The sequence below is a fragment of the Bifidobacterium colobi genome (assembly GCF_018555455.1).
Lineage (GTDB): Bacteria > Actinomycetota > Actinomycetes > Actinomycetales > Bifidobacteriaceae > Bifidobacterium > Bifidobacterium colobi.
On the sequence record NZ_JAFEJU010000004.1, the window covers coordinates 114,813 to 127,292 of the forward strand.

The 12,480-nt window shown below is 56.4% G+C and carries 10 protein-coding genes; all 10 read left to right on the plus strand.

All coding sequences use genetic code 11. The annotated features are described in order from the left end of the window. The first annotated feature begins 12 nt into the window (after positions 1 to 12). The 10 genes from aroC to sufU all read left to right on the plus strand — a co-directional run bounded on the left by aroC (position 13) and on the right by sufU (position 12,478). Positions 13 to 1,200 carry a chorismate synthase gene (gene aroC, locus JS530_RS06830; RefSeq protein ID WP_214376442.1) on the plus strand — a complete coding sequence of 396 codons (1,188 nt, stop codon included), beginning with the start codon at positions 13 to 15 and terminating at the stop codon, positions 1,198 to 1,200. 18 nt (positions 1,201 to 1,218) lie between these two features. Then, positions 1,219 to 2,841: a bifunctional shikimate kinase/3-dehydroquinate synthase gene (locus JS530_RS06835; RefSeq protein WP_214376443.1), complete on the plus strand. Its 1,623-nt coding sequence runs from the start codon at positions 1,219 to 1,221 to the stop codon at positions 2,839 to 2,841. A 9-nt stretch (positions 2,842 to 2,850) separates the two neighbouring features. Next, positions 2,851 to 3,297, plus strand: a complete 447-nt coding sequence (aroQ, locus tag JS530_RS06840) for a type II 3-dehydroquinate dehydratase (protein ID WP_214376444.1) — start codon at positions 2,851 to 2,853, stop codon at positions 3,295 to 3,297. A gap of 97 nt (positions 3,298 to 3,394) precedes the next feature. After that, the gene (locus JS530_RS06845) at positions 3,395 to 5,059 is read left to right on the plus strand and encodes a CTP synthase (protein ID WP_214376445.1); all 1,665 of its coding nucleotides are present in this window, start codon (positions 3,395 to 3,397) and stop codon (positions 5,057 to 5,059) included. 150 nt (positions 5,060 to 5,209) lie between these two features. Beyond that, positions 5,210 to 6,874, plus strand: coding sequence for a L,D-transpeptidase (locus tag JS530_RS06850; RefSeq protein ID WP_214376446.1), 1,665 nt, complete (start codon positions 5,210 to 5,212; stop codon positions 6,872 to 6,874). Between the two features lie 193 nt (positions 6,875 to 7,067). After that, complete coding sequence (gene sufB / locus JS530_RS06855) at positions 7,068 to 8,567, plus strand: Fe-S cluster assembly protein SufB (protein WP_281067690.1); 1,500 nt, start codon at positions 7,068 to 7,070, stop codon at positions 8,565 to 8,567. Between the two features lie 5 nt (positions 8,568 to 8,572). Continuing rightward, positions 8,573 to 9,808 carry a Fe-S cluster assembly protein SufD gene (gene sufD, locus JS530_RS06860; protein ID WP_214376447.1) on the plus strand — a complete coding sequence of 412 codons (1,236 nt, stop codon included), beginning with the start codon at positions 8,573 to 8,575 and terminating at the stop codon, positions 9,806 to 9,808. A 25-nt stretch (positions 9,809 to 9,833) separates the two neighbouring features. Beyond that, positions 9,834 to 10,613, plus strand: a complete 780-nt coding sequence (gene sufC / locus JS530_RS06865) for a Fe-S cluster assembly ATPase SufC (protein ID WP_214376448.1) — start codon at positions 9,834 to 9,836, stop codon at positions 10,611 to 10,613. A 24-nt stretch (positions 10,614 to 10,637) separates the two neighbouring features. Further along, on the plus strand, positions 10,638 to 11,912 hold the full coding sequence (locus tag JS530_RS06870; protein WP_214376449.1) for a cysteine desulfurase: 1,275 nt from the start codon (positions 10,638 to 10,640) through the stop codon (positions 11,910 to 11,912). A gap of 11 nt (positions 11,913 to 11,923) precedes the next feature. Continuing rightward, positions 11,924 to 12,478 (plus strand): Fe-S cluster assembly sulfur transfer protein SufU, encoded by a 555-nt coding sequence (gene sufU, locus JS530_RS06875; protein ID WP_214376450.1) that lies wholly within the window; start codon positions 11,924 to 11,926, stop codon positions 12,476 to 12,478. The last annotated feature ends 2 nt before the right edge of the window (positions 12,479 to 12,480 follow it).

Below are 12,480 nucleotides of genomic sequence, written 5' to 3' on the forward strand. Positions count from 1 at the left end.
GAGGAAATGGCTATGTTGCGCTGGCAGACGGCGGGGGAGTCTCACGGAGAGGCCTTGGTGGCCATGATTGAAGGGCTGCCGGCTGGCGTCCGGATCAGTACAAGCGATATCGTCGGTGCTTTGGCGCGTCGTCGTCTGGGATACGGTCGCGGCGCCCGCATGAAGTTCGAACAGGATCAGGTGCGTTTGCTCACCGGCGTTCGCCATGGACTGACCCTTGGCTCGCCGGTTGCCATTGAAATCGCCAACACCGAATGGCCCAAGTGGACCGAGGTGATGAGCGCGGATGCACTCGACCACGAACTGCCGCGTGAAGGCCGCAATGCGCCGTTGAGCCGTCCTCGCCCGGGCCACGCCGATTTGACCGGTATGCGCAAATATGGTTTTGATGATGCCCGTCCGGTGCTGGAGCGTTCCAGTGCTCGTGAAACCGCATCCCGCGTGGCGCTTGGTGAAGTGGCTCGTCAGTTCCTGGAGCAGGCATTTGGCATTCGCACGGTGTCTCATGTAGTGGCGCTCGGTGGTGTGGCCACGAACCCTGATTTGCCACTGCCTACGCCGGATGACGTGGACGCCCTTGACGCATCACCCGTACGCACTTTGGACAAGGAAGCCGAGCAGCGCATTATCGAGCGCATCGATGAAGCAAAGAAAGCAGCCGATACGCTGGGCGGCGTGGTAGAAGTGCTGGCATATGGCGTGCCGGCTGGCATTGGTACTTACGTGGAATCCGATCGTAGGCTTGACGCTGCATTGGCCAGCGCCATTATGGGCATTCAGGCGTTCAAGGGTGTGGAAATCGGCGACGGTTTCCTCGAGGCCGCCCGTCCGGGATCCGAAGCGCATGACGAAATCGTGGTCAATGCTGATGGCCGCATCGATCGCCTGTCCAACCGTGCCGGCGGCATCGAAGGCGGCATGTCCAATGGGCAGGTGATCCGCGTACGCGGTGCCATGAAGCCGATCCCATCCATTCCGAAAGCATTGCGCACGGTCGATGTGCTGACCGGCGAGGCGGCAAAAGCCATCAATCAGCGTTCCGACAGCACCGCAGTTCCGGCTGCCGCGGTAGTTGCCGAAGCCATGGTTCGCCTGACGCTTGCCCAGTATGCTCTGGATAAGTTCGGTGGCGATAGCGTTGAGGAAACGCATCGCAATCTTGAGGCCTACCTGGCATCCTGGCCTGAGCACATGCGCTGATTGGCGGGACGTAAAGCTATGGCAGCACATCCCTATGCAGTGATTCTCGGCATGATGGGTGCCGGCAAAACACGAGTCGGCAAAGAAGTGGCACATATGCTGCACCTTCCATTCGCCGATGCGGACGCTGAAATCGAACGTGAAGTCGGCATGAAGATTCCCGCATACTTTGAACAGTATGGTGAACCTGCTTTCCGCGAAGTGGAAGCGGATGTGATTGCCGATTTCCTCGAAGATTTCGACGGCATTTTCTCCCTCGGCGGGGGAGCGCCGATGACACCTTCCACACAACGCGAATTGGCCGCGTACATCGACCGAGGCGGTAAGGTCGTCTATCTTGACGCTGATCCGCAGGAGGCTATGGAACGCGCAAACCGGGGCGGTGGTAGGCCGATGCTCAACGGTGACGCCAATGCACGGTGGAAGAAGCTGTATAAACAGCGTGACCCGGTATTCCATGAAGTATCCAACGTCCATGTGCATACGCGCGGACTCACCCCTCAAGGTGCCGCCAAGAAAGTGATAGATATGGTATCTCAGCGAATCGTTCATGTGGATGGCGCAGCCATCGAACCATATGTTGTGGCCATTGGCGAAGGTTCAATGAATCGCTTGGTCGATGTACTTGGCACCAAACCGCGGAAAATCGCCCTTATTCATACTCAGCCGGTGCAGCGTCACTCCGATCGCGCGCGTGCATTGCTCCGCCAAGGTGGCTACGACGTATCGGATATCGTGATTCCGGATGCCGAACCGGGCAAGACCATCACCGTGGCTAACGGTATCTGGGAGAGACTCGGCAATGAAGGATTCACCCGATCGGATGCCGTGGTCGGTCTCGGTGGTGGCGCGGCAACCGATTTGGCTGGTTTTGTGGCGGCAACATGGATGCGTGGTATCCGCTATGTGAATTGCCCGACCTCACTGCTTGCCATGGTTGACGCATCCACCGGTGGTAAAACCGGCATCAATACGCCGCAGGGTAAGAACCTTGTCGGATCGTTCTACACGCCGGCCGGTGTTCTGGCGGATGTGACCACGCTGTCTTCGCTGCCCAATGACATTTTCATCGAAGGTTTGGGCGAAGTCGCGAAGTCCGGTTTCATTCGTGACACCGAGATTCTCCATATTCTTGAAGAACATGCGAGCGAATTGAAGCACTTCGACGGCCAAACATTCCTGGGCTCGCCGTTGGAAGAGGTCGTGGCTGAGCTGATTGAACGCACGGTTCGAGTCAAGGCCTACCATGTATCCTCCGATCTGAAGGAAAAAGGCTTACGCGAATTCCTCAACTACGGTCACACCTTGGGACACGCCATCGAAAAGCTGGAGCATTTCCGTTGGCGCCATGGCAATGCGGTGGCTGTGGGCATGGTATACGCCGCAGAGCTCGCCAATATCATGGGGCTCATCGATCGCGATGTGGTGGATTATCATCGTTCGCTGCTTTCTTCCTTGGGACTACCGATTTCGTGGAATGGCGGCTCCTTTGAAGATGTGCTGGCTCTTATGCACCGTGATAAGAAGGCGCGTGGCAATGAGTTGCGTTTTGTGGTGCTCGATTCCATTGGCCACGTAGTGCATCTTGACAATCCATCCACCGAAGATGTGAAAGAGGCGTTCCGCCGTATCCAGCAGTAAGGAGTACACATGACCAAAGTCATCGTTGTCAATGGGCCGAATCTCGGTCGTCTCGGCGTTCGCCAGCCAGATGTCTATGGACGACAGGATCTCGAGGAATTGCGCCGCCTGTGCACCGAGTGGGGCAAGGAGCTCGGCCTTGAGGTCGAGGTGCGTCAAACCGATGACGAAGCTGAAATGGTGCATTGGATGCATCAGGCTGCGGATGAAAAAACGCCTGTGGTGATGAATCCCGCTGCATTCACCCATTACAGCTACGCACTCGCCGATGCCGCGCATATGGTGGGCGATGCCGGTCTGCCGTTGATGGAAGTGCATATTTCCAACCCTTCCGCACGTGACGAATTCCGCAAGCGCTCGGTGATCAGTCCGGTGGCCACCGGTACGATCACCGGTATGGGCTTCTTCGGTTACAAGCTGGCTCTTGAGGCGGTTGCGCATATCGTCGCCGAATAACTGCCTTCAGTGAGTCACACGAAATCACGTATTGATTCGGCTGGGAGGGAACACACGGCTGACACCGCGTCATGTGAGGATGATAGAGTGAAATTCCATGGTTAGAAGAACACATGGTAATGCTCAAGAACACGTCACCAAGCATATTTTCGTCACCGGTGGTGTTGTTTCCTCCCTCGGTAAAGGTCTGACCGCTTCCTCCCTTGGACGCTTGCTGCGCAGCCGTGGCATCCACGTGCTCCAGCAGAAGCTCGATCCTTACATCAATGTGGATCCGGGTACCATGAACCCGTTCCAGCATGGCGAAGTCTACGTGACCGAAGATGGTGCGGAAACCGATCTCGACATCGGACACTACGAGCGCTTCCTTGATGTCTTCCTCTCTCAGAAGGCCAATGTGACCACTGGCCAGATCTATCAGGAAGTGCTGCGCAAGGAACGTGCCGGCGAATACCTTGGCCAGTGCGTCCAGGTCATTCCGCACATCACCAACGAAATCAAGTCCCGCATGCGCGCCCAGGCATCCGATGATGTCGATGTAATCATCACCGAAATCGGCGGTACCGTGGGCGATATCGAATCCCAGCCGTTCCTCGAGGCGGCACGTGAAGTGCGTCGCGATTTGGGTCCGGAGAACTGCATGTTCGTGCATGTTTCTCTGGTGCCGTATATTTCCGCCGCCCATGAGCTCAAGACCAAGCCGACTCAGCATTCTGTGATGATGCTGCGTCAGCTCGGTATCTCCCCGGACGCTCTGGTGCTACGTTCCGACCGACCGCTGAACCAAGGCATCAAAGATAAGATCTCCCTGATGTGCGATGTGGATCCGGAAGGCGTGGTCAACTGCGTGGATGCCCCGAGCATCTACGATGTGCCGAAGATCCTGTTCGAAGAGGGTCTCGATGCCTACGTGGTTCGTGAACTGGGACTTCCGTTCCATGATGTCGACTGGGATGAGTGGGCGGATTTGCTTGAGCGCGTGCATCACCCCAAGCATGAGGTCAATATCGCCATTGTCGGCAAGTACATCGACCTGCCGGATGCCTACCTGTCCGTCACCGAGGCCATCAAGGCTGGCGGTTTCGCCAACTGGGCCAAGGTCAACGTCAAGTGGGTTGCCGCCGATCGTTGCGAAACCACTGAAGGCGCTGCTGCCGCACTCGACAACATCGACGGCATCGTGATTCCGGGCGGCTTCGGCATCCGCGGTATCGAGGGCAAGATCGGCGCGCTGAAGTTCGCTCGTGAGAACGGTCTGCCGGCTCTTGGTCTGTGCCTCGGTCTGCAGTCGATGGTCATCGAATATGCTCGCCACGTGCTGGGCATCGAAGACGCCAACTCCACCGAGTTCGAGCCGGATTGCGCCAACCCGGTCATCGCCACGATGGAAGAGCAAAAGGATATCGTGGCCGGCAAGGGCGATATGGGACACACCATGCGCCTTGGCTCCTACCCGGCAGAGCTGGAGGAAGGTTCCCTGGTCGCCGAGCTGTATGGCACCACCCATGTCACCGAGCGTCACCGCCATCGTTATGAGGTCAATGTGGCCTACAAGGATCGTCTGCGTGAGGGCGGTCTGCGTATCTCCGGCCAGAGCCCGGATGGTGAGCTCACTGAGTTCGTGGAGCTTCCGCAGGATGTTCATCCGTTCTACGTGGCCACCCAGGCCCACCCGGAGTTCAAGTCCCGCCCGACCAAGCCGCACCCGCTGTTCGCTGGTCTGGTCAAGGCCGCGCTGGATCACCAGGAAGCACGCAGCTGAACATCAATACGGCTAACGTGATGTAAATCACGTACGCTCAATGAGTATTAAGGCCATGAATTCGCTTGGAATTCATGGCCTTAGTGCATAATGAGACCCAAGGTGCTTACGGCACTCAAGGAACAGTAAGAAGATACGTAAGAGTTCGATATGACTGATAACTATCAACCGGCTATGGGCGCATCCGAGCCCGATGCCATGAAGTCTGTGAGCGATGCTGAATCCACAGCGGTGTTTACTCCGTTTGAAGTCGCACAGCCGCCGATTGAAGATGGTGCAGGTAACGGCGCGCATACCAAGGCAGTGAAGCGTCACGTTTGGCCTTGGATCGTACTTGGGGCAGTTGCTGTTCTCGCTGCCGTGAGTGGTGGCAGTTACTGGTACTTCCAGTCTCACGCGTTGCCTGGCGTGACATTGTGGGGTAACCCGGTAATGGGTCAGAGCCAGAGCCACATTGCAGCCAAGATCAACGATGTTGTGGAATCCACCACCGTGCCGGTGAAGTACAACGGCAAGACGGTGAACGTGTCCATGAAGGATCTGGGCCTTACCGTTGACTCCGATGCCATCGCTTCCGATGTGGTGAACGCCAAGCGCGGTGATGGATGGCAGCAGTACGCATTCTGGGTCAAGAAGGATGTCACTGTTGCGCCCGCCAGCGCAGATGCCGCGGATTGTGCAACGCTGAACAGCAAGCTCTCGGTGAGCGAGGTCAAGGCCGTTGACGCTGTTGTGCAGCTCAATGGAGACAAGAATGGTTTCGATGTCTCTGGCGGTCAGCAAGGCAAGGGCATTGACGCCACTCCGGTGGCCAAGGCTGCTATCGCTTCCGTGAAGTCCCTCGGCAAGGATCAGCCGCAAGCTGTTACTGTGTCGCTTCGTGACACCGAGCCTGTGGTGAGCGACACTGTAGCCAACGAAGCTAAGGCTACGCTGGACAACCTGATCAAGAACCCGGTAACCATTAAGGTTGAGGGACATGATATCGCCTCCATTGATGCTGCAGCTCTGGCTGCATCTACTCGCATCGATGCCAATAAGAACGGTAAGCTCAAGGCCAACGAAACCCGTAATGGTTATGTGGTGTTCGATGCTGACAAGCTTCAGCAGTACTACGAAAACACCATCAAGAAGAGCCTGCATACCGGCCGAGAGGATCGTGACGTTATCGTCAACGGTGTCGGCGATGTGCTGAAAGTCAATTCCGAAGGCCATGACGGCGTGACCGTCGCCGATGGCGCGGATACCAATGTTGGCCGTGATGCTGTCAAGGCGCTGGCCAAGGGTAGTGGTTCCGTGACCGTGAAGGGTCAGGTCGACCCGATGCAGACCAAGACCACCAAGCGCACCGTGGTGGTTGACCTTTCCGATCATACTGTCACTGCATATGAGAACGATAAAGTTGTCATGAAGTTCAACGCTGGCGTTGGTCGTAACAACAATCCCACCACTGGTGAATGCAATGGTGATTTGTGCACACCGACCTACTGCGATCCGAACAAGTATGACAACTGCACCGCGTACGGTGATTTCAAGATTTGGCTCAAGTACCGTAGCCAGAACATGACTGGCAACCTGACTCTGAGCGATGGCAGTAACGAGACTTGGGATGCGAAGAATGTTGGCTTTGTCAACTACTTCTCCAAGACCGGTTGCGCAATTCACCGTGTCGCTACTCAGTCCGCATTTAACAATGCCCAGCTGGTCAACGGTGGTGGTCTGTGGTCCCATGGATGTGTTGGCATTGGTTGGGATGTTGCCCAGCAGTTCTATGATTGGGCGCTCATGGGTACTACCGTGCATGTTCAGGCATGAGTTTGCAGTGCCTTAGTTGCTGCTAGTTCATAAGAAAAGGATTCATCTTCGGATGAATCCTTTTTCTGTTTATCTGTCCGATATGTGCGCCACATCACGTAAGCGCACAGCCAATATTCAGTGTGGCTAGTAGTGTTTCAGCACAGGTTCTGTTAGGTTTGCTTAGGACTAAGCGAGCAATAAGGAAGGCAGGATGGTGAGCGAAAACAAAGCGCCAAACGCCGCCGCTGATGTGGAGATGAGCCAGTACGTGGCTGATCGAACCCGCGTCAACGAGGATAAAATCAAAAAAGATGATGAGATCATCAGCCAATTCGGCGATTACAGCTATGGTTGGCATGATTCTGACGCCGCCGGCGAGGCCGCAAAACGAGGCATTGATGAGAATGTAGTACGTGCCATCAGCGCGGATAAGGGCGAGCCGCAATGGATGCTGGACATGCGTCTACGTGGATTCAAGGCATTTCTGGAAAAGCCCATGCCCAAGTGGGGTGTTGACCTATCCGGCTTTAACGCGGATGATTTCAAGTACTACGTCAAGCCCATCGACAAGCAGGCCAAGAGCTGGGATGAACTGCCGGACGATATCCGCAACACCTATGATCGACTCGGCATTCCGGAAGCTGAGAAGAAGCGTCTGGTCTCCGGTGTGGCTGCTCAGTACGAGTCCGAGGTGATTTACAACTCCATCCAGGAGGATCTAAAGAAGAAGGGCGTTATCTTCGTGGACACCGATACGGCTGTACGCGAATACCCTGATTTGGTGAAGAAATATTTCGGCACCGTCGTTCCGCCGGAAGACAACAAATTCGGTGCGTTGAACACCGCCGCATGGTCCGGCGGCTCCTTTGTCTATGTGCCAAAGGGCGTACACGTGGATATTCCGCTGCAGGCCTACTTCCGTATTAACACGCCGGCAATGGGTCAGTTCGAACGCACCCTGATCATCGCCGATGAAGGCTCCTACGTGCACTACGTGGAAGGCTGCACCGCACCGATTTGGTCCGAGGATTCCCTGCATGCCGCCATTGTGGAGATCATCGTCGAAAAGCATGCACGCGTTCGCTACACCACCGTGCAGAACTGGTCGAACAACGTGTACAACCTGGTGACCCAGCGCGCGTACGTGCGTGAGGGCGGCACCATGGAATGGGTCGACGGCAACATCGGCTCCAAGGCCACGATGAAATACCCGGCATGCATCCTCGCCGAGCCATACGCCAAGGCTTCCACCATGTCTCTGGGCTTCGCAGGCAAGGGGCAATACCAGGACACCGGCGCTAAGATGATTCATCTGGCACCGCATACTTCCTCCACGATTGTGGCCAAGTCCATTTCCCGTGGCGGTGGCCGATCCGCTTACCGCGGTTTGGTCAAGATCGTCAAGGGCGCGGAAGGTTCTTCCAATTCCACTGTGTGCGACGCACTGTTGGTGGATGATTTCTCCCGCTCCGACACATACCCGCATGTGGATGTTCGTGAAGACGACGTGTCCATGGCTCATGAGGCCACCGTTTCCAAAATCTCGGAAGACCAGCTCTTCTACCTGATGAGCCGAGGTCTGACCGAGGAGGAAGCGCAGGGCATGATTGTGCGCGGCTTCGTTGAACCGATCAGCCGTGAGCTGCCTATGGAATACGCGCTCGAACTCAATAGACTTGTGGAACTTCAGATGGAAGGATCGGTGGGCTGATACCAATGGCCGATACAACAACACCCGTCAAGGAAATCAAGATTCCAGTCGCGGATCCGAATGACCCGTATGCCATTCCGGCAGCCATGCCGTCATCGGTGGATCATGCCGTGCGCTCGTTCGATGCGAATGATTATCCGATGCCTGATCGCAAGCAGGACGACTGGCGATACACCCCGATTGAACGCATCAACGAGTTCTTCACTGTGTTCAAACCATCCGGTGAAACGCAGATTGAAGTGTCCATGATTGATGGTTCTGAACTCGCCGAAGGAGTGAACCTCTCACAGGTGAAGCTTGGCGAAGGCCTCTCCGGCACGGTGTCCAAGCCAAACGACCGCGTTTCCGCTGTGGAATGGAATTCCGGAGCCACCGCAACCGTTCTTGAACTGAACGGTGAAATCGAACAGCCGGTACTGGTCAAGGTGCATGGCGCAGGTGAGGATCTTGATGCCTTCCATCTGGTGATCGCCGCTGCAGACCGTGCACATGCCGATGTGGTCGTGGAACATGACGGTGACACTCGCCTCGCCGAGGGTGTGGAAATCACCACCGGCAAGGATTCCCATGTTTCCACCACCTTCATTCAGGAATGGGCGAAAACCGCCAAGCACGTGGGCAATCACCGCATTCATGTAGGCGAGGGCGCCTCCCTGCGCCATTCCGTCGTGACCTTAAGCGGCGATATCGTTCGACTCCGTATGGATCAGGATTTCGGCGGTGAGCAAGGCGACCTCAACATGCTCGGCATCTACTTCGTCGATCCTGGCGAACACATCGAACATCGCACGATGGTGGTGCACAACCACCCTGATTGCAAGTCTCGTGTAGTGTACAAAGGCGCATTGGACGGAAAGGGCGCACATTCCACGTGGGTCGGTAACGCGCTTATCCAGCCCACTGCGCCTGGCACGGATTCCTATGAGCTGAACCGCAACTTGGTATTGACGCCGGGAGCCATTGCCGATTCCGAGCCGAACCTCGAGATCGAGAACGGCAATATCATCGGTGCCGGTCATGCCTCCTCGGTGGGTCGTTTCGATGATGAGGAACTGTTCTACCTCGAATCCCGCGGCATCCCTGAAGCTGAAGCCCGCAAGCTTGTGGTGCGTGGCTTCTTCGGCGAGCTGGTGGAGGAAATTGGCATCCCCGCCATTTCCGAACATTTGATGGACGTAATCGACCGTCGTTTGGCTCGCGGAGAAGATGCAGCCATGACGCAGGTCCTCGAAGACAAGTAAGAACAATCGTTTTAGGAGCAATAACATGTCAACACTCGAAATCAAGGACCTGCACGTCCATGTGGAAACCAAGGAAGGCACCAAGGAGATTCTGAAGGGTGCCAGCCTCACCGTACACTCTGGCGAAACGCACGCCATCATGGGTCCCAACGGCTCCGGCAAGTCCACGCTGGCCTACACCCTTGCTGGTCACCCCAAGTACGTGGTCGACTCCGGCGAAGCGCTGCTGGACGGCCAGGATCTGCTGAAGATGACCCCGGATGAGCGTGCCAAGGCCGGCCTGTTCCTTGCCATGCAGTATCCGGTGGAAGTGCCGGGCGTCTCCATGACCAACTTCCTGAGGACCGCCAAAACCGAAATCGATGGCGAAGCCCCTGGCATCCGTCAGTGGGCCAAGGATCTTTCCGCGGCCATGAAGCGTCTCAAGATGGATCCGAAGTTCGCTTCCCGTTCCGTGAATGAAGGTTTCTCCGGCGGTGAGAAGAAGCGCGCGGAAGTTCTGCAGCTCGAACTGTTGAAGCCGAAGTTCGCGATTCTCGACGAAACCGATTCCGGCCTTGACGTGGATGCCTTGCGCATCGTGTCCGAAGGTGTGAACCGCGCTAAGGAAGCCAACCAGTTCGGCATCCTGATGGTGACCCACTACACCCGTATCTTGAAGTACATCAAGCCGGACATTGTGCATGTGTTCGCAGATGGCCACTTCGTTAAGACCGGTGGCCCGGAGTTGGCTGACGAGCTGGAAGAGAACGGTTACGACGCTTACTTGCCGGAAGGCGCCGATTCCGAGTCCGCTCTTGCCTGAAACCGCGGATAAGAGGAGAAACTGATGGTTGATTTCAAGGCGATTCGGGATGAGTTCCCGATTCTGGATCAGGAGATCCACGGGCATCCGCTCGTCTATCTCGACTCTGCGGCGACTTCGCAGAAGCCCGAGTGCGTGATTGACGCTGAGGCGAACTTCTACCGCACGATCAATGCCGGTGTGCACCGCGGTGCCCATGAGCTGGCAGCCCGTTCCACTGTGGCTTTTGAGGAAGCCCGCGCCAAGGTGGCCAAGCTGGTTGGCGCCAATGCCGAAGAAGGCCAGGAAGAGATCGTGGTCACCGGTGGTGCCACCGCGGGTTTGAACCTGCTGGCTACCGCGTTTGGCAATGCATCATTGGGGCGTGGGGGAGAAGCCGCCAAGCGTTTCGCCCTGAAGCCCGGTGACGAAATCGTCGTCTCCCGCGCGGAACATCATTCCGTGCTGCTGCCATTCCAGGAGCTGGCCTACCGTACCGGTGCCACATTCAAGTGGATTGACCTGACCGAAGACGGTCGTGTGCGCACGGACAACCTCGACGAGGTCATCACCGAGCGCACCAAGGTGGTGGCGGTGACCCATGTGGGCAACACGACTGGAGCGATCACCAATGTGGCTCCAATCATCAAGCGTGCCCATGAAGTGGGTGCTGTATTCATTCTAGATGCCTGCCAGTCCGTGCCGCATCTCAAGGTTGATTTCCATGCACTGGATGTTGACTTCGCCGCTTGGAGTGCCCACAAAATGTATGGTCCAACCGGCGTCGGCTTCCTCTACGGTAAGCGTGACATGCTCGAAGCATTGCCCCCGGCCAATTTCGGTGGTTCTATGGTGGAGCTCGCCTACATGGATCATGAGGCGCAGTACATGGCGCCGCCTGCACGTTTTGAAGCTGGCACCCAGCCGGTCGCCCAAGTGGTAGCCGCAGGTGTAGCCGCTGAATGGATGATGCACATCGGCTTGGAAAACATCGAAGCCCATGAGCGTACGATTACCGACGAGCTGTTGAAGCTCGGCGATATTGAAGGCATCAGGATTCTCGGACCTCGTGAGAACAAGGACCGCATCGGAACCGTGGCGTTCGATGTTGCCGGTGTGCATCCGCATGATGTAGGTCAGTACATCGATGCTCAAGGCATTGCCATTCGCGTGGGTCACCATTGTGCTCAGCCCGTACATCGCCATTTCGGTCTGTACGCATCTAACCGCGCCTCCAGCGGCGTCTACAATTCCGTGGATGATGCCAAGGCGTTGGTCGATGCAGCCAAGGGCATTCGTAAGTTCTTTGAAGTGGAGTAGTAACAGTAATCATGAGTGATTTCGGTATGACCGGAGATGAGCTGGAGCAGATGTATCAGGAAGTGATTCTTGAGGCATCCAAGCACCCGCACGGCAAAGAGTCTTTCGCGCCGGACATGGCTTCGGAAGCCTCCGGCGACACCGCTGGTAATACCACGGTTCAGGCGACGCATGAATATTGCACCCCAGGCGAATCCCACCAGTTCAATCCGACCTGCGGTGATGAAGCCACCGTGCATGTTGAGGTCTCTGATGAGGAGCCCCATACCATCAAACGTCTGGTATGGGATGGTCATGGTTGCTCGATTTCCCAGGCCAGCCTGTCGGTGATGGTTGATTTGGTAGACGGCAAAACCGTGGATGAGGCCATGCAACTGGAGCAGGTATTCCATAAGCTGATGGAATCTCGTGGTGCCGGCCTCAGTGATGAAGCGTTGGAAGACGAACTTGGTGATGCCGTGGTGTTCCAAGGCGTCTCGAAATACCCTATGCGCATCAAGTGCGCTCTGCTAGGCTGGGAAGGGCTGAAGGACTCCATTGCCAAAGCCCTTGCCGCAAAGAACTGAGG

Bases quoted from the DNA above. Each gene is read 5' to 3' on its own strand.
- aroQ (WP_214376444.1), top strand. From the start codon at position 2,851: ATGACCAAAGTCATCGTTGTCAATGGGCCGAATCTCGGTCGTCTCGGC.
- JS530_RS06850 (WP_214376446.1), top strand. From the start codon at position 5,210: ATGACTGATAACTATCAACCGGCTATGGGCGCATCCGAGCCCGATGCC.
- JS530_RS06870 (WP_214376449.1), top strand. From the start codon at position 10,638: ATGGTTGATTTCAAGGCGATTCGGGATGAGTTCCCGATTCTGGATCAG.
- JS530_RS06845 (WP_214376445.1), top strand. From the start codon at position 3,395: ATGGTTAGAAGAACACATGGTAATGCTCAAGAACACGTCACCAAGCAT.
- sufU (WP_214376450.1), top strand. From the start codon at position 11,924: ATGAGTGATTTCGGTATGACCGGAGATGAGCTGGAGCAGATGTATCAG.
- sufD (WP_214376447.1), top strand. From the start codon at position 8,573: ATGGCCGATACAACAACACCCGTCAAGGAAATCAAGATTCCAGTCGCG.
- aroC (WP_214376442.1), top strand. From the start codon at position 13: ATGTTGCGCTGGCAGACGGCGGGGGAGTCTCACGGAGAGGCCTTGGTG.
- sufC (WP_214376448.1), top strand. From the start codon at position 9,834: ATGTCAACACTCGAAATCAAGGACCTGCACGTCCATGTGGAAACCAAG.
- JS530_RS06835 (WP_214376443.1), top strand. From the start codon at position 1,219: ATGGCAGCACATCCCTATGCAGTGATTCTCGGCATGATGGGTGCCGGC.
- sufB (WP_281067690.1), top strand. From the start codon at position 7,068: ATGGTGAGCGAAAACAAAGCGCCAAACGCCGCCGCTGATGTGGAGATG.